The sequence below is a fragment of the Rothia sp. HMSC068E02 genome (assembly GCF_001813565.1).
Lineage (GTDB): Bacteria > Actinomycetota > Actinomycetes > Actinomycetales > Micrococcaceae > Rothia.
This window is the reverse complement of sequence record NZ_KV812887.1, coordinates 49,879-76,315: the sequence shown is the minus strand read 5'-3', so window position 1 is coordinate 76,315 and position 26,437 is coordinate 49,879. Positions and strand designations below refer to the sequence as shown.

At 59.8% G+C, this 26,437-nt stretch carries 26 protein-coding genes and 1 pseudogene; 10 read left to right on the top strand and 17 right to left on the bottom strand.

Going from position 1 to position 26,437, the window contains the following annotated elements; genetic code table 11:
- Positions 1-26 precede the first annotated feature (26 nt).
- Positions 27-1,115 carry a zinc metalloprotease gene (locus HMPREF2919_RS06765; protein WP_070666909.1) on the bottom strand — a complete coding sequence of 363 codons (1,089 nt, stop codon included), beginning with the start codon at positions 1,113-1,115 and terminating at the stop codon, positions 27-29.
- Between the two features lie 233 nt (positions 1,116-1,348).
- Here HMPREF2919_RS06765 and HMPREF2919_RS06760 point away from each other — a divergent pair, with 233 nt between their 5' ends.
- The 3 genes from HMPREF2919_RS06760 (at position 1,349) to HMPREF2919_RS06750 (ending at position 4,368) form a co-directional block, all read left to right on the top strand.
- The gene (locus HMPREF2919_RS06760; RefSeq protein WP_049338269.1) at positions 1,349-2,200 is read left to right on the top strand and encodes a hypothetical protein; all 852 of its coding nucleotides are present in this window, start codon (positions 1,349-1,351) and stop codon (positions 2,198-2,200) included.
- A gap of 416 nt (positions 2,201-2,616) precedes the next feature.
- Positions 2,617-3,309, top strand: coding sequence for an SDR family oxidoreductase (locus HMPREF2919_RS06755; protein WP_044151027.1), 693 nt, complete (start codon positions 2,617-2,619; stop codon positions 3,307-3,309).
- A 450-nt stretch (positions 3,310-3,759) separates the two neighbouring features.
- Positions 3,760-4,368, top strand: coding sequence for a DUF1269 domain-containing protein (locus tag HMPREF2919_RS06750; protein ID WP_070666907.1), 609 nt, complete (start codon positions 3,760-3,762; stop codon positions 4,366-4,368).
- 176 nt (positions 4,369-4,544) lie between these two features.
- On the opposite strand, the pseudogene HMPREF2919_RS06745 reads toward HMPREF2919_RS06750, so the two are convergent.
- Both HMPREF2919_RS06745 and HMPREF2919_RS06740 read right to left on the bottom strand, forming a co-directional pair.
- A pseudogene (locus HMPREF2919_RS06745) lies at positions 4,545-4,682 on the bottom strand (C4-dicarboxylate ABC transporter substrate-binding protein); the annotation flags it as partial.
- A 155-nt stretch (positions 4,683-4,837) separates the two neighbouring features.
- Positions 4,838-6,409 carry a DHA2 family efflux MFS transporter permease subunit gene (locus tag HMPREF2919_RS06740; protein ID WP_070666905.1) on the bottom strand — a complete coding sequence of 524 codons (1,572 nt, stop codon included), beginning with the start codon at positions 6,407-6,409 and terminating at the stop codon, positions 4,838-4,840.
- A 283-nt stretch (positions 6,410-6,692) separates the two neighbouring features.
- Here HMPREF2919_RS06740 and HMPREF2919_RS06735 point away from each other — a divergent pair, with 283 nt between their 5' ends.
- Complete coding sequence (locus HMPREF2919_RS06735; protein ID WP_049334014.1) at positions 6,693-7,010, top strand: acylphosphatase; 318 nt, start codon at positions 6,693-6,695, stop codon at positions 7,008-7,010.
- Between the two features lie 36 nt (positions 7,011-7,046).
- Here the strand turns inward: HMPREF2919_RS06735 and HMPREF2919_RS06730 are convergent, their stop codons facing one another.
- Positions 7,047-7,679: a GNAT family N-acetyltransferase gene (locus HMPREF2919_RS06730; RefSeq protein WP_049353448.1), complete on the bottom strand. Its 633-nt coding sequence runs from the start codon at positions 7,677-7,679 to the stop codon at positions 7,047-7,049.
- Between the two features lie 266 nt (positions 7,680-7,945).
- Here HMPREF2919_RS06730 and HMPREF2919_RS06725 point away from each other — a divergent pair, with 266 nt between their 5' ends.
- The 3 genes from HMPREF2919_RS06725 to HMPREF2919_RS06715 all read left to right on the top strand — a co-directional run bounded on the left by HMPREF2919_RS06725 (position 7,946) and on the right by HMPREF2919_RS06715 (position 9,648).
- Complete coding sequence (locus HMPREF2919_RS06725; RefSeq protein ID WP_070666903.1) at positions 7,946-8,527, top strand: peroxiredoxin; 582 nt, start codon at positions 7,946-7,948, stop codon at positions 8,525-8,527.
- Between the two features lie 3 nt (positions 8,528-8,530).
- On the top strand, positions 8,531-9,061 hold the full coding sequence (locus tag HMPREF2919_RS06720) for an alkylhydroperoxidase, AhpD family (RefSeq protein WP_049333921.1): 531 nt from the start codon (positions 8,531-8,533) through the stop codon (positions 9,059-9,061).
- Positions 9,062-9,207: 146 nt separating this feature from the next.
- Positions 9,208-9,648 (top strand): GNAT family N-acetyltransferase, encoded by a 441-nt coding sequence (locus HMPREF2919_RS06715; protein WP_070634572.1) that lies wholly within the window; start codon positions 9,208-9,210, stop codon positions 9,646-9,648.
- 139 nt (positions 9,649-9,787) lie between these two features.
- Here the strand turns inward: HMPREF2919_RS06715 and HMPREF2919_RS06710 are convergent, their stop codons facing one another.
- Entirely contained in the window at positions 9,788-10,438 is a 651-nt protein-coding gene (locus tag HMPREF2919_RS06710) for a hypothetical protein (RefSeq protein ID WP_049346558.1), read from the bottom strand.
- A 97-nt stretch (positions 10,439-10,535) separates the two neighbouring features.
- On the bottom strand, positions 10,536-10,709 hold the full coding sequence (locus HMPREF2919_RS09190; protein WP_168165092.1) for a hypothetical protein: 174 nt from the start codon (positions 10,707-10,709) through the stop codon (positions 10,536-10,538).
- A gap of 262 nt (positions 10,710-10,971) precedes the next feature.
- Here HMPREF2919_RS09190 and HMPREF2919_RS06705 point away from each other — a divergent pair, with 262 nt between their 5' ends.
- Entirely contained in the window at positions 10,972-11,763 is a 792-nt protein-coding gene (locus tag HMPREF2919_RS06705; RefSeq protein WP_070634573.1) for a trimeric intracellular cation channel family protein, read from the top strand.
- Positions 11,764-11,863: 100 nt separating this feature from the next.
- Here the strand turns inward: HMPREF2919_RS06705 and HMPREF2919_RS06700 are convergent, their stop codons facing one another.
- From HMPREF2919_RS06700 to HMPREF2919_RS06665, 9 genes are all read right to left on the bottom strand, one after another.
- Positions 11,864-12,613 carry an amino acid ABC transporter ATP-binding protein gene (locus HMPREF2919_RS06700; protein WP_005507268.1) on the bottom strand — a complete coding sequence of 250 codons (750 nt, stop codon included), beginning with the start codon at positions 12,611-12,613 and terminating at the stop codon, positions 11,864-11,866.
- On the bottom strand, positions 12,606-13,280 hold the full coding sequence (locus HMPREF2919_RS06695) for an amino acid ABC transporter permease (RefSeq protein ID WP_070541738.1): 675 nt from the start codon (positions 13,278-13,280) through the stop codon (positions 12,606-12,608). Before HMPREF2919_RS06695 ends, HMPREF2919_RS06700 begins: the two co-directional genes overlap by 8 nt.
- A gap of 28 nt (positions 13,281-13,308) precedes the next feature.
- Positions 13,309-14,127, bottom strand: a complete 819-nt coding sequence (locus HMPREF2919_RS06690) for a transporter substrate-binding domain-containing protein (RefSeq protein WP_049346550.1) — start codon at positions 14,125-14,127, stop codon at positions 13,309-13,311.
- A gap of 258 nt (positions 14,128-14,385) precedes the next feature.
- Positions 14,386-15,231, bottom strand: coding sequence for a transporter substrate-binding domain-containing protein (locus HMPREF2919_RS06685; RefSeq protein ID WP_049346548.1), 846 nt, complete (start codon positions 15,229-15,231; stop codon positions 14,386-14,388).
- A 98-nt stretch (positions 15,232-15,329) separates the two neighbouring features.
- Positions 15,330-16,490 carry a trans-sulfuration enzyme family protein gene (locus HMPREF2919_RS06680; protein WP_070666901.1) on the bottom strand — a complete coding sequence of 387 codons (1,161 nt, stop codon included), beginning with the start codon at positions 16,488-16,490 and terminating at the stop codon, positions 15,330-15,332.
- A gap of 311 nt (positions 16,491-16,801) precedes the next feature.
- The gene (locus tag HMPREF2919_RS06675; protein WP_049346545.1) at positions 16,802-17,953 is read right to left on the bottom strand and encodes a trans-sulfuration enzyme family protein; all 1,152 of its coding nucleotides are present in this window, start codon (positions 17,951-17,953) and stop codon (positions 16,802-16,804) included.
- Between the two features lie 272 nt (positions 17,954-18,225).
- Positions 18,226-18,459, bottom strand: a complete 234-nt coding sequence (locus tag HMPREF2919_RS09370) for an Abi family protein (protein ID WP_141754850.1) — start codon at positions 18,457-18,459, stop codon at positions 18,226-18,228.
- Positions 18,460-18,721: 262 nt separating this feature from the next.
- Positions 18,722-19,228, bottom strand: a complete 507-nt coding sequence (locus HMPREF2919_RS06670; protein ID WP_005507272.1) for a CoA-binding protein — start codon at positions 19,226-19,228, stop codon at positions 18,722-18,724.
- Positions 19,228-20,688 (bottom strand): O-acetylhomoserine aminocarboxypropyltransferase/cysteine synthase family protein, encoded by a 1,461-nt coding sequence (locus HMPREF2919_RS06665; RefSeq protein ID WP_070666899.1) that lies wholly within the window; start codon positions 20,686-20,688, stop codon positions 19,228-19,230. Before HMPREF2919_RS06665 ends, HMPREF2919_RS06670 begins: the two co-directional genes overlap by 1 nt.
- A 394-nt stretch (positions 20,689-21,082) precedes the next feature.
- Between HMPREF2919_RS06665 and HMPREF2919_RS06660 the strand changes: the two genes are divergently transcribed.
- Positions 21,083-22,684 carry an ATP-binding protein gene (locus HMPREF2919_RS06660; protein ID WP_070666897.1) on the top strand — a complete coding sequence of 534 codons (1,602 nt, stop codon included), beginning with the start codon at positions 21,083-21,085 and terminating at the stop codon, positions 22,682-22,684.
- 94 nt (positions 22,685-22,778) lie between these two features.
- Here HMPREF2919_RS06660 and HMPREF2919_RS06655 read toward each other — a convergent pair whose 3' ends face one another.
- Together HMPREF2919_RS06655 and HMPREF2919_RS06650 are read right to left on the bottom strand one after the other, a co-directional pair.
- Positions 22,779-23,699 (bottom strand): YwqG family protein, encoded by a 921-nt coding sequence (locus HMPREF2919_RS06655; RefSeq protein ID WP_070666895.1) that lies wholly within the window; start codon positions 23,697-23,699, stop codon positions 22,779-22,781.
- 290 nt (positions 23,700-23,989) lie between these two features.
- Positions 23,990-25,009 carry an ABC transporter substrate-binding protein gene (locus HMPREF2919_RS06650; protein WP_070605202.1) on the bottom strand — a complete coding sequence of 340 codons (1,020 nt, stop codon included), beginning with the start codon at positions 25,007-25,009 and terminating at the stop codon, positions 23,990-23,992.
- A gap of 123 nt (positions 25,010-25,132) precedes the next feature.
- On the opposite strand from HMPREF2919_RS06650, the gene HMPREF2919_RS06645 reads away from it, so the two are divergent.
- Positions 25,133-26,422 carry a FecCD family ABC transporter permease gene (locus HMPREF2919_RS06645; RefSeq protein ID WP_070666893.1) on the top strand — a complete coding sequence of 430 codons (1,290 nt, stop codon included), beginning with the start codon at positions 25,133-25,135 and terminating at the stop codon, positions 26,420-26,422.
- The last annotated feature ends 15 nt before the right edge of the window (positions 26,423-26,437 follow it).

The window sequence follows — 26,437 nt, the reverse complement described above, 5'->3', positions numbered from 1 at the left end:
TGTTGGCGTTGCGCCGCCTAGTCAGCCTACTTGATCAGGCCCAGCGAACGAGCGTGTTCGGCGGTAATGCCACTCGGTTCAATGTGCTCGGGGCCCTTGTCCTTCTCGGGGTGCTCGGTCGCCTGGAAGCGGATCATCTTCACATCGTTTGCCGCACCCAGGTTCGTGATCATGCCGTCACCGTTCAGGTCCACGGAGACCGGCTCGGTGTCGATCTTGCCGTTGCCGTTGAAGTCAATCGGCTGGTTGGCGGGCTTGCCCTTGTACAGGAAGCCAGCCGCGCGGGGACCGAAGCCGCGCGCCTCGTACAGCTTCGCCTCGTTGAGCATGCGGTACTCGGCGGTGGAGTAGCCGAAGTAGCGGCTACCGTCAGCCATGGGCACGCCGGTGAGGGTGTACTGGTAGTTCATGACGCTGTAGTAGTTGGGCTTGTAATTGATTTCGTCCCAGCCGCCGTGGCTCAGCGCGAGGTTGTGGCCGAGCTCGTGCACGAACACTGCCACGCGGATGTCGCTGCTTGCCTCGCCCCAGAAGTGCGGGCCGACGGTGACCATAAAGTTACGACCGCCGAAGTTAGCGATACCGGAGGAGTAGCTGTTGTCGTAGTAGTCTCCCCAGATCATGTAGTGGAAGGTGCCTTCGCGGGCGGGGTTGAACTTACCTTCGGTCGCCTTGATGCGGTGGAGCGCCTTGAATTCGCTGTCGAGTGCCTGGTAGCTGATTTCGTTGCCGCCGCCCAGGTTGTACTTGGCGCTACGGGCGTCACCGGCGTCCAGGTGGATGTTCACGCCGTGGGTGCCGTCGGGGTTGCGCAGGGGCAGGTCGGCGTAAATCTTGGTGATGCGGTCCAGTTCATCTTCGCTGGGCAGCAGGCCTGCCATGTAGTCCATCTCGACGAAGATGTCCTTGTGCTTGGGGTCTGCGCCCATTGCGGGGAAGTCGACATCGATTTTGCCGTCGCCGTCAGCGTCGTAGCCCTTCATTTCCCAGGTGTTGGGGATGCCGTCGCCGTCAATATCGGGGCTGTAGGCGTTTGCTGCGGGGGCTGCGATAGTGCCCAGGCAGAGCACTGCGAGGGAGGCAAGCGTGACGCGTGCGCTCTTCATAAATGCCATGTTGTGTTCCTTCAGTGTGTGGTGACCGGTGGTGTTTCTGTGGAGTTTTCCGGGAGGGCGTTCTCCACGGTTTCCATGATGCTCCCGTTTCACGTATTAGGTGAGCTGGGTGCCGCAATGTTCATACATTGAAGTAAAAGTTGAGATAATTTTGAAGATGAGCTGAATTACATTAGAGTATCAGTAATTCAAATCACATGCATCACCACATTTTTCACAACAAGAGAGATCCCATGACTTCTTCCTCGAACACCACTAACGGTCTGAACCGCCGCGCACTCATCAAGGGTGCCGCATGGAGCACCCCCGTCATCGCAACCGCCGCAGCGGTACCCGCCTACGCGGCATCCACCGACGCGCAGGAAACCCCGACCCTGAAGTTCGGTGTCTTCACCCAGGCGTTCAACTCGAACCCCTCCAACGACTTTGATACCCGCTACGGTCTGGACTCCTACACCGTGCAGGTTCCCAACATCAGCGCAACCTCCACCACCCCGCAGAGCCGCGGCGGCGGCACCTTCACCCCCGGAGGTAGCGTCGGTGCCGGCCTGTACGGTGGCGCGGGTCTGTGGATTTCCGCACCCATCAACTCCAAGGGCGAGTTCCAGGGCAGCTCCTGGCTGTACCCTCAGGCGCATCTGCAGGTGACCTTCGAGTTCACTTTCCCCACCGCCGAGGATGTCACCGACCCGCTGCTGTGGGATGTCGATAACGACGTTGAGATCCCGGCACTCGCCAAGAGTGCGGGCGGCGCAAAGACCAACAACCCCGCCGTGGCGGCGTTCAACGGCATCGCATACACCGCGAAGTTCTACGAGCCGACCATCGAGGACAACGTCTGGACCGGCGTACTGGACATCCGCACCTCCGACTACCTGGAAGCCACCGCGAAGGACGGCGTGAGCTACGCGCAGGTGCTGGCTTCGCTGGTTCCGGTGTACTTCACCGAGGTGACCTCCAGCTACACTCTGACCACCACCGCTCAGATCACCAGCGGTAGCGTCGCAATGCAGCTGACCGAGGGTGGCGAGTACACCTTCCAGGACCTGGCTGGTTTGCGCGCTTCGGCGACCATCACCCGCTAAGGGAAATGACCCGCTAAGACAGCGAATTTAAACACCGGGGGCCCGGCATCCGTTATGGATGCCGGGCCCCTCGCCGTGTTTAAGGCTTATCCTACTGGGCACCGCCGGTAGCTACTAGAGGCTAGTCCTTCGCGGGAACCAGACCCTCAGCTGGTAGCAATAGTTCATGACGCTCAGGTAGTTCGGCTTGTCGTTCACGTCATCGGTGCCGCCGGGCAATAAAAACCTAGCACTTCATCATAACGCCGTCTTGAGCCCCGCACGAGAATTCTCATCATGCGGTGCTGTTTGAGCGCATCAGCACAGGGAATGCGGGTATCTGTCGTTCTCGGGAAGCATAAGAAAAACCATAGACGTTGCGGCACAGCAAGCCTATTCTGGATATACAAGTATTTTTCAACATACAGGAGGATACGATGGCTAACGTTACGATCATTGGCGGGCACGGCAAGGTTGCTCTTCTGGCCGAGCCGCTGCTGGTGGAGCGCGGGCATGCGGTCAATGCGCTTATTCGCAGGCCGGAGCAGTCAGAGGATATTGTCACGCGCGGGGCGAACCCTGTGGTCGCTGACATTACCGCGTTGAGCACCGAGGAGATGGCGAAGCTCTTCAAGGATTTACATACAGAAGTGCTGGTGTGGTCCGCGGGTGCGGGCGGTGTAGGTGGCCCCGAACGCACCTATGCGATTGACCGTGACGCTGCGATCCGGTCGATGGATGCGGCGCGGCTGGCCGGTATTAAACGGTACGTGATGGTATCGTACCTGGGCGCGGGTTCCGGGCACGGCATCGACCCTGATGACAGTTTTTACGCCTACGCCGAGTCGAAGACGATCGCCGATGAGCACCTGCGCGGCTCGGGGCTGGATTACACGATTCTGGGGCCGGGGACGCTCACCCTTGAGGAGGCAGGCGGCATTACTCTGGGGATTGAGCCCGCCCACACGCCCGGCGCCGAATCTAATACTCCGCGGGCCACCGTTGCCCAGGTGCTGGCGGCGGTTCTTGAGGACCCGTCCACGGTTGGGAAGGCGCTCCCGTTTATTGGCGGGCCCACCCCGATAGCTCAGGCTCTCGCATCGGCGCCTAACAGCAATAAGCTGCGCTAGGGTTTGCCGGATGCACCCGCCCCGGCTGAGTGCGGACGCGTCCCGAGCCTCTTCACGGGTTTGGGGCGTGTTTTTCTCTCACGCAAGGTTGGTGCCGCATCGCTCAGTATCCTAAAGTACCATGTATTTTTAGAGCAACTGCAAGAGGTTCCCGTGGGATTCTTCGATCTCTTCGCCGACAAAACCCCGGACGAGCCCGCCGAGGCGTAGCTTACCAGGACATTTCTGGTCTGACTGCTTCGGCGACCATTACCCGCTAAGGGGCATGAGCCGCTAAGACAGCGAATTTAAAACACCAGGGGCCCGGCATCCATACTGGATGCCGGGCCCCTTTGCTTTCGGGCTCAGCCTATCGGCCGCCGCCGAGGTAAATTGTCGCAAAAAGTAGTTCCCAAAAAAAGAGAACTGTATTACAATGTATATATAGTCTTTAGGAACGAGGTACCAACTATGGAAAACCTAGTAATTTCAGTCTTTAACACCGAAAGCGAAGCTTATCAGTCCTTTGCAGATTTGAAGGCTTTCCGCCAAACTCAGACGACCAAGGTTGCTCAAATCGCCCTGGTCAAAAATGAAAACGGTCATATCGTTGAAAAAGAACGCTATGACTTTGAAGATTCAACGACGGATGCAACCCTAAAAGGTGGCTTGCTCGGTGCAGTTATCGGGCTTTTGGGTGGTCCTATCGGCGTCTTGTTTGGTTATGGTATGGGTAGCCTCTATGGTTTGGCTGCTGGTGCTACTGTTGATACGGCAGAAACTGGCCTGATTGACGTTGTTTCTCAAAAATTGACTAACGGTGAAACAGCCGTTGTTGCCTTGGTGCAAGAAGACAACGAAGCAGTCATCGATGCTTACTTCACCAAGTACGACACCCAAATCGTGCGTTGGGATGTAGCAACCGTCGTAGCCGAAATCGAAGCAGCTCTGCAAGTCCAAGAAGACCTCTACAACCAGGCGCGTGCACAGATGAAGGCTGAACGTAAAGCCGAACGCAAGGCTAAGCGTGAAGAATTCAAGGCGAATGTCAAAGCAAAGTTTGACAAATTGGAAGCGTAAGCACCCAAGCATCTCATAAAAAATAGGCTATCTACTTCTGGTAGATAGCCTATTTTTTTTAAAAACTAGATTTTAGAAAGAGGAAGTGAGGATTTTGGCTCAAGATCTTGAACAAATCAAGGAAGACAATGGCAAAAATACCAAACTCAAGGTGGGGATTTTAGCCATCTCTCTTTCTCCAGGTGGATGTTGATGCCGGTGGTGCCGTTGGGGTTGCGCAGGGGAAGCTGGGCGAAGGATTCGGTGATACGGTCCAGCTCATCCTCGCTGGCGAGCAGGCCGGGCATGTAATCCATCTCCACGAAGATGTCCTTCTACAGCGGGTTATTGCGCTCTCACGAGGTTTCAACACCTCAGGGCAACAATAACCCGCTTCATCATACACAGAGTGCATATAGATTTTCTCCGGTATAGCACCATATCTCAGGTTTATGCACCGAATATGACGTAAAACTGTTCTAGCAAGTCTCTATTTGGCGTTTTCTGCCCCAGCGTTCTGTGCGGCGGCTTTTGCCTCGGAGGTCTTCTTGGAGGCATAGAACAGGCACACGACCGCGCCCACCGCCGAGGCAACCAGGGGCAGCATCATGGAATCAGCCATTGCCGCCGCGTAGGGTTCACGCAGGACCTGCGGAAGCACGCCTCCAGCAGCGCTGCCGTGAGAGCTACCGCCCGCTGCGGCAGCCGGACCCAACGCGGACAGGTGCGAGGTAATCGCAGAAGCCATAATCGTCGTAATCGCAGCCGAACCCAGCACCGACGCCATCTGGCGGGTCTCGTTGTACACGCCCGAACCGGCACCGGCACGCTGCGGCGGCAGGTTACGGGTCGCAGACACCGACAGCGGACCCCAAATGCAGGCATTCGCCGCACCCAGAATAATCATCGGACCAACCATCAGCCACAGGTTGCCTTCCGCAACCATCGTCGGGCGGAGCAGAGCAAAACCAACAACCATCAGCGTAAAACCAATTACCGCAATCCACTTCGGGTCGTTACGGTTCAGACGCGCACCCACCACCGGCGCCAACGCGCCCGAAAACAAAGCCATCGGGGCGGTCATCAGCGCAGCCTGGGTCGGGTCCAGGCCCTCCACCTGCTGCAGGTACAGGGTCAGCGGGAATGCCATGCTGATAGCGACCACACCCATAGCGGAGATAGCCACATTCGACACGGAGAAGTTACGGTCACTGAACAGGCTCAGCGGAACCAGCGGCTCACGCGGGTTAATAGCCTGCCAACCAATGAACAGACCCAGCACCAGAATGCCGGCAATAATCAGACCCCACACGCTCACCGCAATACCGGTGCCCAGGAACGAATCGGTCATGGTGCCCCAGTCGTAGGTGGCACCTTCCTGAATACCGAAAACTAGCAGGAACAGACCGACCGCCGAAAGCACCACGCCCAACCAGTCGAAGCTGTGCTTCTTCTGCTCAAACACCGGCACGTTACGCCACGCCAAGAACAGACCGACCAAACCCACCGGAATGTTCACGAAGAAAATCCAGCTCCAATTCAGGGCATCCACGAGCACGCCGCCCAGAATCGGGCCAACCAGCGAGGCGACACCCGCCGTCGCACCCCAAATACTCATCGCAACACCGCGCGCATTCGGCGGGAACATCAGCGTAATCAGAGACATGGTCTGCGGGGTCATCAGCGACGCACCCAGGCCCTGCACCACGCGGGCAGTAATCAGCGATTCAACGTTCGGTGCCAGACCACACCACAGGGAGGCGAGCGTAAAAATAGCCATACCGATCATGTACAGGTTCTTCTGACCGAAGCGGTCACCCATACGGCCGGTAATGAGCAGCGGCACCGCATACGCCAGCAGGTAGGCGCTCGTCACCCACATGCCCGCCGACAGCGACGCATCCAAATCCTGCAGCATGTGCGGCAGGGCGATGGTGACAATATTGCCGTCCACCAGAATCATGAAGAAGCCAACAACCAGGGACCAGAGAGCAGGCCAGGGCTTGTACGGTGCCTTCGCCGGGTTACCGACGAGGGGCTCTTTCTTGGGGCGGGAATTCATGATCCTCCAGTGGATGAGCGTTGCGGGTACAGTCTGCGTGTTCAGCGTTGCCGCTAATAAATATCACCCCATCTTACTCCCCTTGTGGGCACGGCTCCGGTTGCTCTACCCTAATTCAGCTGTTCACGACGCGTGCGCGAGGCAACCAGGCAACAGGCGCCCTGATGCCACCCCGAAGCACTCTGAACCCACTAGACTGAAGCTATAGAAACTGACAGGGCGCCGCCAATGCTGGCGCGCCCCCCATCAGACCACCCTCAACGAGACGACCACGGGAGGACCCATGGGTTTCTTTGATTTCTTCACCGACCGCACCCCGGCAGAGCCCGCCGAAATCCGCCTCGTCGCTTTCGTCAGCGGCAAAGTGCAGGGCGTGGGCTTCCGCTGGTGGTGCGCCGGAACCGCCAAGCCCATGGGGCTGACCGGCTACGCCGAAAACCTCGACGACGGGCGCGTGAAAGTCGTTGCGGAAGGTACCGCCGTCTCCTGCGCTCGCCTGGTAGATATTCTGCGCGGCGGCGACACCGCGGGCCGCGTGGATGAGGTGCTCGTCGAGTGGGAGGAGCCGTCCGGCTCGTTCCGCGGCTTCGGCATCAGGTAGCGCGGACTAAAGTAGCGCGGTTTAGCTAGCCCAGAGCTAGTCAGACCAGAGCGCCGCGAACTGGGCGCGGGTCATATCGGCGCGGCGCACCCGATGCTGCACCGGGTGGCCGTTCTCGTCGGGGCGGCCGGAGCTCGGGTCAATATCGTCGTAGATGCCGGTGAAACCCGCCTTAACCGCCACCCGTTCCGAGGGCTCGTTACCCGCCAGGGCGGTCCAGCGCACACTCTCAAGACCCAAGCCAAGCGGGTCGAAAGCGTAGCCGAGGACGGCACGCAGCGCCTCGGTCATGTAGCCCTTGCCGCGCACTTTCGGGGCGGCATAATAGCCCAGTTCGGCGCGGGTTCCGGGGCTTTCGGGGGTGCCCTCGGGCAGGCGCAGTTCAATGGTCCCGGCAAACACGCCGGAGGCGTCAATCGCCCAGCGTTGAATCTGCCCGGCGGCAATCTGGCGGGCGGTGGTGAGCAGGTAGTCTTCGGCGTCGGCGCGCGTGTAGTTCAACGGGAGGCGGGTGTAGCGGAGGGTTTCTTCGTCGCGGCAGGATTCCACGATGTCGGGGATGTCCGCCTCGCACAGGTGGCGGAGGGTGAGGCGCTCGGTAATGAGTTCGGGCTGGTTGGGCTCTACGTGTTCGCTGTGTTCTGAGAAGTTACTGTGTTCGGGGGTCATGATTCGAGCTTAACCCCTGGGGTTTACATGTGGGATTTGCGCATGGATATTTGCACGGGGGAGATTTGCACGTGGAGAAGCTTTTTGAGCACCCCAGAATATTCGGTGATGCAAATCATAGTTAAACCTTCGGGTTTTAATCCAACACCACTTGATTATTATGAATTATTCATAATAAAATATTTATCGAGCCCGCCCAATGGGCACCACTTAGAACAAGCGCCGCGCAACGAATCCGCGCGGCACGAAGTAGAAAGAAGAACACTATGGCAGTTCTGACCATCGGCGACCAGTTCCCCGCATACGAGCTCACCGGCGTTGTCCCCGGTAAGCTGGCTGACATCGAAGCAACCAAGCCCGAAGACTACTTCACCACCGTCTCCTCCGAGGGTCTGGACGAAGGCACCTGGCGCGTCGTCTTCTTCTGGCCGAAGGACTTCACCTTCGTTTGCCCCACCGAGATTGCAGCATTCGGCAAGCTCGCTGACGAGTTCGAGGCGCGCGACACCCAGGTAATCGGTGTTTCCGTTGACAACGAGTACACCCACTACGCATGGCGCCGCTCCCACGAAGAGCTCCTGGACCTGCCCATCGTCATGGCATCCGACCTCAAGCGTGAGCTGGTCAGCGCACTGGGCATCCTGAACAAAGACGGCGTTGCAGACCGCGCAACCTTCATCATCGACCCCCACAACACCATCCAGTCGGTCTCCATTACCGCTGACTCCGTCGGCCGTAACACCGACGAGGTGCTCCGCCAGCTGGACGCACTGCAGTCCGACGAGCTGTGCGCATGCAACTGGCAGAAGGGTGCAGCAACCATCGACGCATTCAAGGAGATGAAGTAATCCATGAGCATCGATAACCTGCGTTCCGCTCTGCCTTCCTACGCGAAGGACATGAACCTCAACCTGTCCTCCCTGCCCCGCATCACCTCCCTGACCGAGCAGCAGCTCTGGGGCGCAATCCTCGCAACCGCAGCAGCAACCAAGGTTGACTCTGTTGTTGTTGAGATTGCTGCAGAGGCTAAGGAGCACCTGAGCGACACCGCTTACGAGGCTGCTCTGGGTGCTGCGACCATCATGGGCATGAACAACATCTTCTACCGCACCCGTGGCTTCCTGCACGGTGCATACGATGACCAGCGTGCAAACCTGCGCATGCAGATTATCGGTAAGAACGGTGGCATTGAGAAGCTGGACTTCGAGATGTTCGCTCTGGCAGTGTCCGCAGTCAACGGCTGCTCCCACTGCGTTGAGGCTCACGAGCACACCCTGCGTGAAGAGGGCGCAACCAAGGAGCAGGTCAACGACCTGATCCGTATTGCTGCAACCCTCGGTGGCGTGGCACAGGGCATTCAGCTGGCTGAGGCACTGGGCTAAACCCACTAAGCGTTAGAGCTTACACAGAAGCGGCGCATCCACCCCTTTACGGGTCGGATGCGCCGCTTCCTTTATGTCCTCAAGCCCAGCAACGTGTTGGGTAGCAGTTTCTAAATTCCCCCGATTTGGCGCTATACAATGCCTGTATGCGGTACTGTATTTTGGACTCCACCAGCCCCTATCCCAGCGTGGAAGAACTTACTGAGCTTTACGATTCTGTCGGCTGGAGCGCCTATACCAAAACGCCCGAACGCCTCCTCCCGATGTTGGAAGGGTCGCGGTATCTCTACACCGCACGAGAGGCGACCGCAGAAGAAACAGGACGACTCGTCGGGCTAGTACGCGCCGTCGGGGACGGTCACTCTATCGCCTACATTCAGGACCTCCTAGTGCATCCGCACGCCCAGCGTCAGGGCGTTGGTTCTGCGCTTCTAAAGCGTGTCATTGATGACTTTGACCGAGAAGACATTCGACAGCGACTCATTACCACCGACGTTGCGAGTGAACACGCCATTGCGCTCTACAAACGCTACGGTTACGCCCCCGTAGAGGCGGCAGGATGCATCACCCTTGCATACTATCGATAAGGCAATATCGCATGCGGCTTGATACGGATTGACTCGTTCAAGCTGGCTGAGACGCTGGGCTAAACCCACTAAGCGTCAGAGCTTACACAGAAGCGGCGCATCCACCCCATCACGGGTCGGATGCGCCGCTTTGTTTTAACTACTTTTGGCTGTCCGCAGCGCCAATGCGCAGGGCTGCATCCCAGCTACTCGCCAGGCGCGTCGCCGCGGCCACCAGAGCCACCAGATCCTCGGCGTACACCGGGGTCGAGCGCACGCCCGCACACCAGTCAATCGTGCCCAAACCCAGCCAGGGCTTACCGGGGAAGAACTCGCGCCGCAGCGCCACGCGGCGCTTACCCAGGGCGCGGCGACCGGGCACGTACCCGCCGCGGCTGATGAACAGCGTCTCGCGGCCCTCGAACTCCACCAGCGCCTCCAGGGCCCTCAGCGCAGGAACCCAGCTCGGCTCCCCCACGCTCGCCAGGTCGGCCAGTTCGGGATACTCGCTCTCGTGCTCCGCCACGCTCACGCCCAGGATGTACTGGTAGCGCACCTGCCCGAGCTCCTGCGGCAGGCCGCGGTCAGCGGTCTGAATCGTGCCGCACAGGTGCCGAACGACCGGCTCACCTTCGGCGTTCACGCCGGTCAGGGGCTCGCCGTCCCGGTAGATTGCGGGGCCGTCCAGATAGAGCCCCACCGCGCCGGTACCCGTGATGTTGGGACGCACCGACCAGCCGGGAAGCGCCTCCTCCAGGCGGGGCACCACGCCCCGCAGGATTTCGAAAACTTCGTCACGCGATACCGTCACGGCGGCTCCTTTCACCTTACGCAGATAACGATTTGCGATGTGGCCCGGTCTATCAAACGACCGGGCCACATGCCTTCAGTATTCGTCTAGACCCAGCTTAGCGAGCGCTCCGCTTACGGGAGGGTAGCCACACCATGAGCGCCGACAGCGCCGCACCGGCAAACATCATGATCGCCATAGACTCCACCGCATTCAGGGGGCTCAATGCCAACAGTAGCGAAGAAATGATGCCACTACCGTCCTGGAAGGACCCCAGCACAAAAACAATCATGACAGAGCATTGGGGGTGGAGATTCACTCATTCTACGCCCATCTTTTAGCGCGCCCACAAGCTTCTCCGTTACGTCTCAGAGCTCGTCATGAGCACCTTTCAACTAGGAGCAGAGGCGGCGGCGGGTCTACAATAAATCGGTGCCAATTCAGGTACGCGCACAGGCAAACAGAGCCGGATGCGGTGATAACGTCGTCACCCGACCCCCCGTTGCGCGCACTTCCCCTACCGGCACACGCATCACGTACGCAGGAGAACGCCCATGCACGAGCTCTTTGACCCAGATCAGGTATTCCGCATCGTCGACATTGCCGCCGTTGTCGCTAACGGCCTGCTCGGCGGTGCTGTGGCGCGCGCCTTCCGATTCGACATTGTGGGCTTCCTGCTGCTCGCGGTCGCCTGCGGCATGGGCGGCGGTATGATCCGTGACATCCTACTGAACTCCGGACTGCCCGTGGCACTCACTGACGGCGGCTACTGGGTGGGTGCTATCGGCTCCTCGATTCTGGCGTACAGCATCGACTTGAGTGCCCGCTGGGCGACCCGAACCATGCTCATCATTGACTTCATCGGTATGGGTGCGTGGGCGGCAACCGGCACCATTAAGTCCCTGAACTTGGGCCTGCACTGGCTGCCCGCTATTGCACTGGGTGTGACCACCGCGGTTGGTGGCGGCGTTATCCGTGACATTATGGTCAACCGCATTCCGGCGATTTTTGGCGGTAACTCGCTGTACGCGACGGTCGCGTTTGTGGGTGCGACCGAGACGGCGATTGTGTCTGGTTTCTTCCACCGCCCGAACCTGGCGATGGGTCTGTCTATTCTCCTGTGCCTGGTGTTTGGTGTGCTCTCCCATATGAAGAATTGGCAGCTGCCGACTACCCCGGCTGAGCTGCGTGTGCCTCGCCCGCGTCTCTTCACTTTTGGTAAGCAGGAGGACCGTGCCGTTGCTAATGAGGGCTGGGCCCCTGGTGCTCCGCTCACTGAACAGCTTGAGGTGATTAATGCTGAGCAACTGGAGGAGTACCGCCGCTCTAAGGGTCTTTCAGAGTAAAAACCAATATATGCTGAATATAGAATATGGGATGGTTTCCGCTCGTCAGATGATTATCTGACCGGCAGAAACCAGCCCATATTTACTATGTGCAGTACGGCTAAATCGTGTACTCGGTGCTGTCGTACACCGTCAAGAACTTACGGATACGCTCATCATCCGAAGCAAAGAAACCGGTCGGCTCACCGTTATAGCGCAGGGTACCGTTCTCCAGGAACACGATACGATCCGCAACCTTCTTCGCAAACGCCATATTGTGCGTCACGATGACCAGGGAGCGCCCCTCCTTCGCCAGCTGCATCAGCACGCGGATCACCTCCGCCTCCAGCTCGGGATCCAGCGCACTCGTCGGCTCATCAAAGAGCAGGTAGGAGGGTTCCAACGCCAAGGCGCGGGCAATCGCCACACGCTGCTGCTGGCCACCAGAGAGAGCGTCCGGGTAGGAATCAACCTTGTCGGCAAGACCCACCTTAGCCAGCAGCTCACGGGCACGCTCCTGCGCCTGCTGAGCATTCAGGGTGCCGTTGAGGGTCGGGGCGAGCGCCACGTTCTTCAACGCCGTGTAGTTCGGGAACAGGTTAAACTGCTGGAACACCATCGCCGAACGGGAACGAATATCACGCACCTGCGCGTCGGTGAGCTTCTGACTGTAGTCCACCTGCGCGTCGTCAATGGTGAGCGTGCCGGACTGCGGGGTTTCCAGCAGGTTCAGGCAACGCAACAGAGTCGACTTGCCGCTACCAGACGGGCCCAGAATCACCGTGGTCTCACCGTCGGGGATGTCCAGGCTGATGTTCTTGAGCACCTGCGTGTCGCCAAAGCTCTTCGACAGGGAATCAACGCTAAGCATTGTTGCTCCTTACGTAACGGTTACTGTACTTCTCCAGGGCCGACTGCGCGGCGGTCAGCAGAGTGAAAATCACCAGGTAAATGATGGCGACCTCGGAGTACATTGCCAGCGGCTCGAAAGTACGCGACGCGATCTGCTTACCGGTCTGGAACAGGTCAACCATCGAAATAACCGACACCAGCGAAGTGCCCTTAATCAGGTCGATAAAGTTGTTGCCCAGGTTCGGCAGAGCAATACGCACCGCCTGCGGAATGACCACGTGGCGCAGGGTCTGCATGCGGGTGAAGTTCAGGGTTGCCGCCGCCTCAAACTGGCCGCGCGGAATAGCCGCCACCGCGGAACGGAACGTCTCCGCCACGTACGCGCCGGTGTGCAGGCTCATCGTGATGATCGCGGCACTCCACACGTCCAGGGCAATACCGACCTTCGGCAGGCCGTAAAAGACGATGAACAGCTGCACCAGCAGCGGGGTGCCGCGGAAAACCCAGATATACAGCCAGGCCAGCCAGTTCACCGGGGCGAAGCGGCTCGTGCGCGCGCCGGCGGAGATGATGCCCACCAGCAGCGCCAGCGCGAAGGAGATGAGCGATAGCGGAATGGTCACTGCCAGGGTCGAGCCCAGCAGCTGCGGCAGTGATTCTGCCCAGAGGTTGAGGTAGCGTTCCATGCGCGGAACTCAGCTCCTTATGAGAGTGTTAGTTCTTCGGGGAGAGGTCTTCGCCCACGTACTTCTCGTAAATCGCCTTGATGTCACCGTTGCCCAGGTGCTTCTTCAGCGACTCGTCGATAGCGTTACGCAGAGCATCCTGGCCCTTAGGCAGCAGGATGGAGGAGTTGCTGCCGGTGCCCAGGTCACCGGAGAGCAGGCGCAGGTTAGCGTCCGGGTGCTCCTTCAAGTACTCGGCGAAGGACACGGAGTCGTTCGCGGTCATCTCTGCACGGCCCGAGAGGACCTGCTCGATAGCCTCGTCGAAACCGGAAACAACCACGATCGAGGCGCCCTTCGCCTCCACCATCTTGCGGAAGTTCGAGGTCTCAGACTGCGCCGAGGAGTGACCGGAAATCTCGCTCACGTTCTGCAGGGAAGAATCCTTCTTCACGGCGACCTTCGGCTCGGAGTACAGGTAGGGTACGGAGAAGTCGTACTTCTGCTTACGCTCGTCGGTTGCAGAAACGTTGTTGATGACGATGTCGTAGCGGTCAGCGTCCACGCCGGCGATCAGCGAATCCCAGGGGGTTTCGGTGAACTCTGCAGTCACGCCCAGGTCCTTAGCGACCAGGTCGATGATTTCCTTCTCGAAACCGACCAGGGCGCCGTTCGAGTCGTGGAAGGAGAAGGGGCGGTAGGTGCCCTCCAAGCCCACACGGATCTTGCCGGCAGACTTGATAGCCTCCAGCTTGTTGGTGCTGGATGCGGTGCTGCTGCTGGACGAACCGCACGCTGCGAGCAGTGCAGCCAGGCCGGTGAAGGCGGTGCCTGCGAGGACTGTGCGGCGGTTAATCATTGCGGACATGTTTCTTCCTTTGCGTCGTAGTCGATGCTCTTGTAGGTGCGGGTTGTCACCTTGCGATAACCCGGGGCATCATGCGGTGTGCCCCTTACTCTGCGGGTACAACGCTGGCTATCGTACAGCTATTCCCGATGGGAAAGAATTCAACGTAACATTCCGTCATATTCTCTCATCAATACGGGAAAAGCGGCTGAGACATCAACCACGACGCAGTGCCGGAAGTCCTAGAAGGCGAACCCCTTCCGAGCCTTTCACGAAAGCTTAGGAGGCGGGGCTCAAGTCCTCGCTCACATGCTTCTCGAAAATTGCTTTGAAGTCGCCGTTGCCCAGGTGCTTCTTGATGGAGGCGTCAATCGCATCCTTCAGCGCGGTCTGGTTCTTGGGCAGCAGAACGGCGACGTTGGTGCCGGGGCCGACCTCACCCTCCAGCAGGCGCAGGTTGGCGTCCGGGTGCTCCTTGAAGTACTCGGCGAAGGACACGGAGTCGTTGGCGGTCAGCTCGGCGCGGCCGGTGAGCACCTGCTCGATGGCCTCGTCGAAGCCGGTGACTTCGATGATGGTGGCGCCGCGTTCCTCCACGAGCTTGCGGTAATTGCTGGTCGCGCTCTGGGCGGCGCTGTGGCCGGAAATCTCGGAAGCGTTCTTCAGGCTCGAGTCCTTCTTCACGCCCACGCGGGCACGGGAGTGCGCGTAGGGCACGGAGAAATCGTACTTCTTCTTACGTTCCTCGGTGGGTGCCACGTTATTGAGTACGATGTCGTAGCGGCCCGCGTCCACGCCGGCGATAAGCGAGTCCCAGGGGGTTTCGATGTACTCGGCGGTCACGCCCAGGTCCTTGGCGAGGGTCTCGGCGATGTCGTACTCAAAGCCGGCGAGCTTACCGGAGGCGTCGTGGTAGGTGTAGGGGCGGTAGGTACCCTCCACGCCGATGCGGATTTTGCCCGCGGACTTGATGGACTCCAGCAGGTTGGAGGAGCTCTGTGCGGAGCCTGCGCTGGAGCCGTTACCGCCGGAGCAGGCGGCGAGCAGGCCGGTGGTTCCGGCGAGGGCCGCGCCCAGTAGCAGGGAGCGTCGGTTCAGCACGGCGGAGGTGTTGAGAACGGTCATTCTTGGTTCCTTAATCTACGTTGATGTGTGGTGTGAAAGTTGAAATCTGCGGTATGGATCGGCGACGTTCGCCAGCGGTATGAACCGGCGGCACGAACCTAGCCGGCGAAGGCGGCCTTCAGACCAATCTCCAGGGCCGCGATGAGGTCCTGAACATCCTCAATGCCGATTGCCAGGCGCACGAGGCGGTCATCCACGCCGAACTCGTCGCGGTGCTCCTGGGCGTATGCGCCGTGCGTGGTGTGCGCGGGCAGGCTCACGAGCGATTCGATGCCACCCAGGCTCACGGCGTTCACGAAGATGGGCAGGGAGCGGGCGAAGGCCTGCGCGTCGCCGCCGTCCTTGAGCAGCAGCGAAAAGACGGAGCCGATGCCGCGGGCCTGGCGGGACTGCACCTCCGCCTGTTCCTCGGAGGAGCTGCCGGCGTAGAAAATCTTCTCGACCTCGGGACGCTCAGAGAGGAACTCGATGAGCTCGCGGGCGTTCTGCTGCTGGCGTTCCAGGCGCAGGGCCAGGGTCTTCACGTCCTGCAGCAGACGGTAGGAGTCAATCGGGGGCAGCAGCGCGCCGCTGACGAGCTGACCGCGGTGCAGCAGAACGGCCAGGTCAGGGTCGTTCGTGGCCGCGACACCGGCGAGCAGGTCGGCGTGGCCGGCCAGGAACTTGGTGGCAGATTGCACGGTGATGTCAGCACCGAGTTCCAGGGGACGTTGCAGGTAAGGCGTCATGAAGGTATTGTCCACGATCAGCAGGGCGCCGTGGCGGTGCGCCAGCTCCGCAACCGCGTCAATATCGGTGACCTGCAAGGTAGGGTTCGTGGGGGTCTCAAGGAAGACGACCTTCACGTCCGGGGTGAAGTCCTCATCGCTCAGGGCCGTGAAGTCGCTGATAAAGCGGGTCTTCACAGCACGTTTAGTCAGCTCGGTGGTCGCGAAGCGGTAGGTGCCGCCGTAGGTCGGCATGCCCAGCAGCAGGGTGTCGCCCGCCTCCAGAACGCCGAGGGCCGCCGCGGTGGCCGCCATGCCGGAGGGGTACGCGTAGGCGTGCTCAGCCCCTTCGAGCGCGGCGAGGGTCGCCTGCAGGTTATCGCGGGTGGGGTTCGCGCCGCGCTGGTACATGTAGGTGGTGTCCTCACCTGCGGTACCGAAGGTGCTAGCCAGGTAGACCGGCGGCACGGACGCATCGTAGCGGGCATCGTGCACGGCGTGGATGGTGCGGGTCGTGAAACCGGTCGGTTCGAGCTGGTTCTGTTGGCTCATGGTGGTTCTCCTCTGTTCGGGCTACCCCGAACGCGGGTGTAGCTGTGTGTGTCGTCGTGTATCTGAGATTTACCCTACCCGCATTTTTTATGCCGTTCTAGCTAAACTTCACGGGGGTTAATATGTTCACGCAACGTCATATAAAAATGCGGTGAGGGTACACAAAATACCCGCATTAAAAACATTCTTTTACGTTGAAAGAAATACGTTAATCCGGGTATTTTGAGTAATTATTATGGGTGACATTACACCGCGTATTTGGGGCACCTCGAATCACGCGATACGGTCGTGCGGTGCCTCATGTTCAGGGACTATGCCTGATGCGCCAGGGCCGCGGTCAGGCCGCGCTCCAAATCCTCGATAATGTCCTCAATCTCCTCGATGCCAATGGCCAGGCGGATGAGGTTGTCGCTCACGCCGTATTCGTCGCGGTGCGCCTGCGTGTAGGCGGCCTGCACCATGAGCGCGGGACGAACCACCAGCGACTCGATACCGCCCAGGCTCACCGCGTGGGTGAAAATCTTCAGGGCTTCGAGGAAGGCGGGCAGGTCTGCGCCGTCCACCAGCTCCATGGAGATGAGCGCGCCCAGGCCGTTCGCCTGGCGGGCGTGCACCTGCGCCTCATACTCGCTGTGCGAACCCGCGTAGAGCACGCGCTTCACGGCGGGGTGCGCCTCCAGGTAGTTGATGACCTCGATGGTGTTCTTCTGCTGCTGAGTCAGGCGCAGCTTGAGGGTCTTGACCTCCTGCAGCAGGCGGTAGGAGTCGGTGGGCGAAAGCATTGCGCCGGTAATCATCTGCAGGTGCCAGAGGCGCTCGGCGAGCGCGTCATCGTTGGTTGCGGCGACGCCTCCGAGTAGGTCGGCGTGACCGCCCAGGTACTTGGTGGCGGACTGCACGCTGATGTCTGCGCCCAGGTCGAGGGGCTTCTGCAGCAGCGGGGTCATGAAGGTGTTGTCGACGACCACGATTGCGCCGTTGCGGTGCGCGATTTCGGCGATGGCGGCGATGTCACTCACGCGCAGTAGCGGGTTGGAGGGGCTCTCCAGGAACACCATGGTCACGTTGTCGGCGAAGTCCTCGTCGGTGAGGGCCGTGAAGTCGCCGATGAAGCGGGTCTTGACGCCGCGGGCGGGCAGCTCGATGGTCGCGAAGCGGTAGGTGCCGCCGTAGGAGGGCATTCCCAGCAGCAGGGTCTCGCCTTCCTTGAGGATGCCGAGGGCGGCAGCGGTGGCGCCCATTCCGGAGGGGTAGGCGAAGGCGTGCTTGGCGCCTTCGAGGGTTGCGAGCGTGGTTTCGAGGGCCGCGCGGGTGGGGTTGCCGCCGCGCTGGTAGTCGTAGGGACCTTCGGTGCCGTCACAGGGCTGGGCGTAGGTGGTGGTCGTGTAGATCGGAGGCAGGATGGAGCCGTACGGGTTGTCGCGGTCCGTAGTGTGAATTGCCTTCGTCGTAAATCCGGTCATGCTGTCCTCGGCTAAGGTTGGGCATAAAATGCGGGGGATAAATATATTGCTAGCTTATGGCTCTTTTTAGTGGCTGACTAGTTTTTTCTTTTCTGTGACCGAGTGACTTTTTATGACCGAAAAATAGCGTTATATTTCGACATTTTAGACATATATTTCGTCATATTTCGCGCGTGAAAAGACCCGGCGGTCGGTACGCGTGTGTGCTGAGTACCGGCCGCCGGGCTCCACACTAGGATACCGGCTCAGCACCCCAGAACATAAGGGTAGGTTTACCTTAAAGCTGAACTTCCCTCCACTAGGGGCGATGCTGCGCTCTCAATCTCGCCCAAACACGCCGGAATTTTGGGCTTTGCAGAGGTATCAGTCGTCGGCATCATCCAGAGACGAGAACCATGAGCTACACGGTTTCTCAGAGTAGTCAGAGACCTAAGACGACCCTCAAAGTGCTTATGGTTTACTCCCATGTACTCTGCCGTACTTCGGTTCGCCGTAGAACCGAACATAAAAAAGGACCCCCTCGAGATGCGCTTGAATCAGAGGCGGAGGGGGGACTGTTACTACAACAATAACATTGGAGCTACACGCTCTCAAGGAATCTGGGCGTTTTCCCTGGTCATCTTATGGTTGCTTATATCACTGCGTCAGCATCAAAGAAGGAGGGGCGTACCCGGGAATCACCCCGGGTACGCCCCTTCCATTCAAACGCTAACGAGCGCCTGATTTTTTGTAATTACAAGCCGCAGCGGCTTACACAGCACAGGCTGCTTACTTCGACAGCACCTGACGCTTCGAAGAAATCACGCCCGTGTTGAAACCAGCCAGGTGCAGGCCACCGTGGAAACGCGCATGCTCAATCTTCACGCACTTATCCATCACCACGTTCAGGCCAGCAGCCTCACCAATCGCGGCAGCCTCCTCACTCCAGGAGCCCAGCTGCATCCACACGGTCTTCGCGCCCAGATCCACAGCCTCCTGAACCACGCCCGGCAGGTCCTCGTTACGGCGGAAAATCTCCACCAGATCCGGGACCTCCGGCAGGTCCTGCAGCGCCGGGTACACCGGCTGACCCAGCACAAGCTTGCCCTTCGCCGCCAGAATCGGGTTCACAAAATACAGCTTGTACGGCGACGCCGACTGCAGATACGTTGCCACAAAGTACGAGGCACGCGAAATCTTATCGCTCATACCCACAATCGCGATCGTGCGGGTATTACGCAGAATGTTCAGACGCTCAGGGGCGGAAGGACCCACCCAGGTACGCTTCTCAGTCATTACTTCTCCTCCTGAGTGGTAGTAGGCAGGGAGCAGGATGCGCCAGCAGCAGCCTCAGCGGCGGCAGCGTCCTCGGCGGCCTTAGCGGCGGCAACCGCCTCCTCAGCCTCCACAACCTTGTCTGCGCTGGACTCACCCACACGCTCACCGGCGTGGTTCAGACCGGTCGCGTAGGTCAGCGCCTGGTCCAGGTCCCAAATGATGTCTTCAACGTCTTCCAGGCCCACCGAAATGCGAATCAGGTCCTCACCCACGCCGGCAGCCTCAAGCTGCTCACGCGACAGCTGCTGGTGCGTGGTCGAACCCGGGTGCAGCACGAGAGTGCGGGAGTCACCAATGTTTGCCAGGTGGCTTGCCAGCTGCAGGGCGCCAATGAACTCGCCACCGACCAGACGGCCGGACGCCTTCTCGGTGCCCTTCACACCGAAGGAGAACACGGAACCGACACCCAGCGGCAGAAGCTTCTTCGCACGCTCGTGGTGCGGGTGGTCTTCCAGGCCGGCGTAGTTCACGTAGGCGATACGCTGATCCTCAACCAGCCAGGAGACAACCTGCTTAGCGTTCGCCAGGTGCGCATCCATACGCTGCGGCAGGGTCTCAACACCCTGCAGCAGGTTGAACGCGGACTGCGGGCTCAGCGACGGACCGAAGTCACGCAGCTGCTCAGAACGCAGCTTAGTCAGGAAACCGAACTCACCGAAGTTACCCCACCAGGACACGCCATTGTAGGAGGGAACCGGCTCGGTCATGGACGGGAAGTTGCCGTTACCCCAGTTGAAACGACCGGACTCGACGACGATACCGCCGAGGGTGGTGCCGTGACCGCCCAGGAACTTGGTGACCGAGTGAATGACGATGTCCGCGCCGTGCTCGATGGGGCGGATCAGGTAGGGGGTGGACAGGGTTGCGTCCACGACCAGGGGGATGCCCGCCTCGTGGGCGACCTCTGCGAGGCCTTCCAGGTCGGCAACCTCACCGGAGGGGTTCGCCACGATCTCGGTGTAGATTGCCTTGGTGTTCTCGGTCAGTGCCGCCTTGTAGTCGGCGGGGTCGGTGCCGGGCACGAAGGTGGTCTCAATGCCGAAGCGGCGCAGGGACACGTCCAGCTGGGTGACGGTGCCGCCGTACAGCTGGGAAGAAGCAACAATGTGGTCACCCTGCTGGCACAGAGCCGCGAAGGTGATGAACTCGGCAGCCATGCCGGAGGCGGTCGCTACCGCACCGATACCGCCTTCGAGGGAGGCGATGCGCTCCTCCAGCGCGGCTACGGTCGGGTTGGACAGGCGCGAGTAGATGTTGCCGTACTTCTGCAGAGAGAAGAGGTTCGCGGCGTCGTCAGCGTCTTTGAAGACGAAGGAGGTGGTCTGGTAGATGGGGACCGCGCGGGATCCGTGCTCGGCGTCGGGGGTGCCGCCCGCGTGTAGTGCGCGGGTGCGGAAGCCGAAAGTATGTTCAGCCATTGGTTTGCTCCTGTGTATCTGCCCGCCTGTGTGCGGGGAGTCGATAGTGGCTCGACTTTATACTGTGCCACCGGCGCGGGGGTGCACCAAGTACGGGTACCTATGTGTCGTTTGTTGCGGATTATGACGGGCTGTTTTCGGTGAGGCGGGGCATCATATCAGCCGTCATAACAGAAGTTGTTATGACGGCTGATATGATGCGCGGTCAATGAGACCGACAGGAATGCCCAGTTTTAGCCTGCAATTTCGGGGTTTTTAAGATTCTAAGAATGATGAAGACAGCGAATCATATCAACATCATCGCAGGATCATAACAACATCATCGCAGAAATTGTTATGATGCTGTTATGACGTTGCTATGACGTTCACCAAGAAGTAGCCATCGGGAGCATGCATGGAAACAAACACCACCGAACTCATCGAAAACCTACGCCGTAGCCAGGCTGAAAACGGGCGAGTAGAAGTCAAAGCTGCAGCTGGCGGGTTCCCCAAGTCCGTTCTTGAAACCGTTAGTGCCTTCGCCAATGGAGACGGTGGCACCATTCTTCTTGGCCTCACCGACCCGGCAGAAGGTCTACAGCCAGTTGAAGGTTTCAACGCACAGGCAGTCCACGACGCATCCGTTGAGGCAATCCGTTCCAAGATCACGCCTCGACCCCCGGTAGATATTCAGATTGAGGCGACAGACGAGCAGCACCGTATCGTGCGCATCGATGTGCTCCCCGGCGACCCGACGCAGAAGCCCTACTACATCGAAGCACACGGCATGTATAACGGCTCCTACCAGCGCGTCGGCGAGGCCGATATTCGCCTCACCAAGTACGAGATTGACCGCTTCCTAGAGAACCGCAGTCAGCCCCGCTACGACGAGGAGCTGGTCAGCGAGGCAAGCTTCAAGGACCTCTCTCCCACCCTTGTGAGTGCCTATGTCGCTCGCCTGCGCGAGGAGCAACCTCGCGTTTTTGCGGCGCTTTCTGACCGTGAGGTTCTTCTGCAGGCACGCATTCTACGCATCGATTCTGAGGGCCGAGAAGTGCCCACTCTTGGGGCGCTTCTCGCCATGGGATCCTACCCGCAGGCGTTCTTCCCGCAGCTGATGATGAGCGTTGTTGTTCTTCCCGGTGAAGAGCTTGGTGAGGTCACTGAGGACGGTCGACGTTTTCTGGACAATCACAGCTGTACCGGGCCTATCCCCTCCATGTTGGATGAAGCTATGGGCGTTTTGGTTCGCAATATGCGCAAAACGTCCACGATGGAGGGCCTCAACAGTAGCGGTATCGGGCGGGTTGAGCGCTACGAGTATCCGCTGGAGGCTATCCGCGAGCTCTTGGTTAACGCCCTCATGCACCGCGACTACTCGCCGGGTGCGCGCGGCTCGCAGGTGCAGGTTGAGCTCTACACCAACCGCCTGGTGGTGCGTAGCCCGGGCGGTATCTACGGTGCTGTGACTATCCGAGATTTCGGTCAGCCCGGTGTTTCTTCAACCCGCAACAGCTACTTGGCAAGCATTCTGACTGATCTGCCCGACCCGGGTACGGGGCGTTTGATTGCAGAGAATAGGGCTTCCGGTATTCCCACGGTTCTACGCGCACTGAAGGAGGCGGGTCTGCCCGCTCCCCAGTTTGCTGACCGTCTACTCTATGTGCAGGTCACTCTGATGCAGCCCCCGCAGGGTGCGTCTTCTACGGAACAGAAGACCGCGCCTGAGGATAAGACTCAGCAAGCAACCCATTCCACGGGCAAACATTCAGCCGACACCGTCGAACCGGCAGGCGCCGATGCGTCGCTTGACGGCCTCAGCGAACGCCAGGCTGGTATTGTGCGTGGCCTGCGTGCACAGGGCGAGGCTGTTTCCACGACATATATCCAAGAGCATTGGGGTCGGGGCGCTTCACGTACCTCCATTACGAATGATTTGCGCCATCTTGTGGAGGCGAAGCTGATTGTTCCTACGGCTCCGCCGCGTAGTAAGAACCGTAAGTATCGCGCTGCTTAGACGTGCCCGATAAAAGGTACACAAAAAAGGGGAGGGAAATAGAGCGGTTATTCTCTATTTCCCTCCCCCTTCGACTATTCAGCCAAAACCACGTTTAGCCGCAAGCCCATTCAAAGACGACCTGCGAGAAGTCGCGGGCGGCAAGCGCCTCCGGAGTAATCAGCCAGTTCGCCGCACCGGCATCACCCCACATGATCTCAATCTCCTCGTCTTCGTTCTCCTCGTTCTCCGATTCGGAGACGATAGTCAGCAGGTTCACCGTGTGGCCGCGCAGCTCCTTGAACTCGTCACGCGGGTCATTCTGCACGAAGAACGGGTATCCGCCCACGTGGGAGTACTCTTCCTCCGATTCGAAAGGCTCCGTCAACTCGTAGAGAGCTTCGCGGCGAGGCTGGTTCTTATACGGGTTCTCGTGCGCTTCGGGAAGCAACTCATCCGGGTAGGTTTCATCCCACTTCGCACCAAAAACGTCGTAGTAGTCGTAGCCGGAGGCGGTCACACCCTGCTCACGCACCTCAAAGGTCATGCCGTACTCAATTTCGAGCGGGCCGCTCTCACAGTCGAAACCACCGATGGGCCAACCGCCCTCGTCCCAGTCAACGTTGGGGAACGGGGCATCCGGGTTCGGCTCACCCAACGTCTCGTAGTAGACAACGCGGTGATTCTTCTGCGAGAGAGGGTTCTCGTAGTCAAAGCCCCACAAGCACTCTTCATCGTTCGGGTTAATCCAGAACTGCAACATACCGGTCGCCGGGTAAATGTCATTCTCGGGCAGGTCGGCGCAGTTAATCTGCGCAATCATGCCCAGCGGCTCACCCTTCTCATTGGTCGGCGCAGACTCCCCGGCAGGCAGGTACGGTCGGCCACCAAACTTGGATGCGGTCTGCGGCAGCGGGGCGTCGGGGCGGGTTACCTTCAGGCGGATCGCCTGCTTGCGGGCGCCACGTTCGTTGAGTGCGTCGATGACGCGGCGTGCCTGTGCCAGGGTCTCTTCGGAGGGCTTGTTCTTCGGCATTGTGTGCTCGTTTCGTCGGTGAATTAATCGGTGTGTAAGGTTTCAGTGTGTCAGGCGCGGGCAACGGTACCGCTGCGCCTTCTACCCCCATTAGACCCTATTTCGGGCGGGCGCGCGCCAATTCCGGTCACGAGTGCATCCGGCGGCAGCAATCAGGTGGGAAAGCAGGTGCCAAGCGTGCAGAAAGCCCCGCCTCCTCACCCTCATGCGCGGGCATGAGAGGTAAGAACGCGGGGCTTCCCGGCGAATCTCTACGAATCTCTACGAATCTCTACGAGAGGCTAGAGCCTTTAGAGCGCCTTCTCGATGGTCTCCAGAACGCCAAGCGCGGCAGCCGGGCCAGCGTTCAGGAAGAACATATCAGAATCCACGCTGTGCGCGCGCTTCTCGGTAACAGCCTTGAGGGTGCTCCACAGCGCCTCACCGGTCAGCTTAGACTCGTCACCGCCCTGCACACCGTAGAACAGGTAATCGCCGTCAGCCTGGTCAAGCTGCTCGGAGCTCAGGTCGATGGAAGTCTTCTCAACCTGCGCAGCTGCGGGGCGTGCCAGGGACGCATCCTGGCAGATGGAGCCCACGAACGAGGACTTCGCGAAGATGCGGGTGCGGTCAGCGGAAGCGTACAGGAAGGAGAAGGTCTTCTCGGTGCCGGCCTTCTGACCGACCGACTTCGCCTTGGTGGTGTACTCCTCCATAAGCTTCTCAGCCTTCTCGGTGGTACCCAGCGCGGCGGCAATCAGCAGGAAGTCCTGCTTCCAGTTAATGCCGGTACCCTCGGTGACCACGGTCGGCGCGATCTTGGCGAGGGACTCGTACAGCTCGTCCTTCTTGTTGGTGTTGTTGATGAGGATCAGGTCGGGCTTGAGGTTTGCGATGGCCTCAACGTCCGGGTCGGTGCGCTTGCCGACCTTGGCAATCTTGTCGAGCTCTGCGGACTTATCGGAGAACTTGGTCTTCAGGTAGGTGGGGACCAGGTCGGCGTCACCGGCAGTTGCCGCGCCGACGGGTACGATGCCCAGGGAGAGCACGCCGTCGAGCTGACCGGTGGAGAGAATCACGACCTTGGAGGGTGCGGATTTGATGGTGGTTTCACCGCGGAAGTGCTTGACGGTGCGGGGGAATTCGCCGTCAACGGTGGTGGTGCCCATGCCGGAGGGCAGGGCGGAGGGTGCCACCTTCTTACCGGTCGCAGAAGCAGACGCGGAGGAAGAGCCGGAAGTGTTGGAGGAGCCGCATGCCGCCAGGGCGAGGGCACCGAAGGAACCGAGTGCGAGTGCGCCGAAGGAGCGGCGGGTGATCTTATTCGTCATATTTGCCATTTTATTAGGATAACCTCATATATGCATATGCGATACTTAATACTCATCTATTGATACGTTAAGCATCCTCCGTCCGCACGGGAGCGCACCGCTCCCCCACCACCTCCAAGGCATATGACCCCACAGACCACCACCCCTTCCGGACCCGCCGTCAGCGAAGGCTCCACCGTCAGCGCTGCCTCCCTGGCGAAAATTCGTGCCCTCTCCGCTTCTTCGGACGCCGTATCTGGCGCCTCCTCGGGCGGTCAGGGCGGCAAGTCTATCTCGCGTCTGGCGGTTGCGCTCATTATTGGCGGCGTTCTGCTGGTGCTGCTTTGCGCCCTGTCGTTTGCGGTGGGTTCGCGCATGTTCCCCCTGGATCGCTCCATTGACGGTTTCCTCCACCCGGAGGCGAACACTATCGAGTCGAAGCTGATTTGGGCGAAGCGTGCCCCGCGTACCGCCGCGGCGCTACTGGTCGGTGCCGCGTTGGCGGTGTCGGGTGTGCTCATGCAGGCGTTGAGCCGTAACCCGCTGGCTGAGCCGGGCCTGCTGGGTGTGAACTCGGGTGCTGCCGCCTCCGTGGTGGTGGGTGTGGGCGTTTTTGGGGTGTCGTCCCCGTTCGTTCAGCTCTGGCTGGCTCTACTGGGTTCGGGTCTAGCGGCGGCGCTGGTGTTCGTCATGGGTCTGGTGGATTCTAAGCCGAACCTGGATTCGACGGCGCGTCTGGTGCTGACGGGTGTGGCGGTGAACGCTTGCCTGGGCACGATTACCGGCATTATCACGATGTTTAATTCGAAGGCTTTTGATTCGCACCGTTTCTGGGTGGTGGGTTCGCTGGAGAACCGCACCTTTGAGCAGGTGCTGTCTGCGCTGCCCTTTGTTGCGTTGGGTTTGGTGCTGTCGTTTATGCTGATCGGTCCTCTGCGTGCCCTGGCACTCGGTGAGGATGCGGCAGCCGGCTTGGGCGTGCCGGTGACGATGGTGCGTGGCGCGACGATTATTGCGATTATGGCGCTGTGCGGTGCAGCGACTGCGGTTGCGGGCCCGATTGGTTTTGTGGGTCTGGTCGTGCCGCATGTGGTGCGTCTGCTGGTGGGTTCCGATATTGCGCGCGTGCTGCCGCTGTCGTTGGTGTACGGCCCGGTGTTGGTACTTGCCTCCGATATTTTGGGTCGCGTTCTGGTCATGCCCAGTGAGCTTGAGGTGGGTATTGTGACCGCCTTTATTGGTGCCCCGGTGCTGATGGTTCTGGTGCTGCGTTTGAGCACCGGTGCGCGCGGTGCGAAGAAGGGCCGCATGGGTTCGAAGGCGCAGGCGCACGATGAGTCGGGTCCGGCTCACGTGTCGGAGCACGGTCCGCATCGTGCTCAGCGCCCTGTTGCGCGTGGTTCGTCTGGTTCGACTGGCGTATCTGGTTTGTAGGCCCCGGTTTCTGAG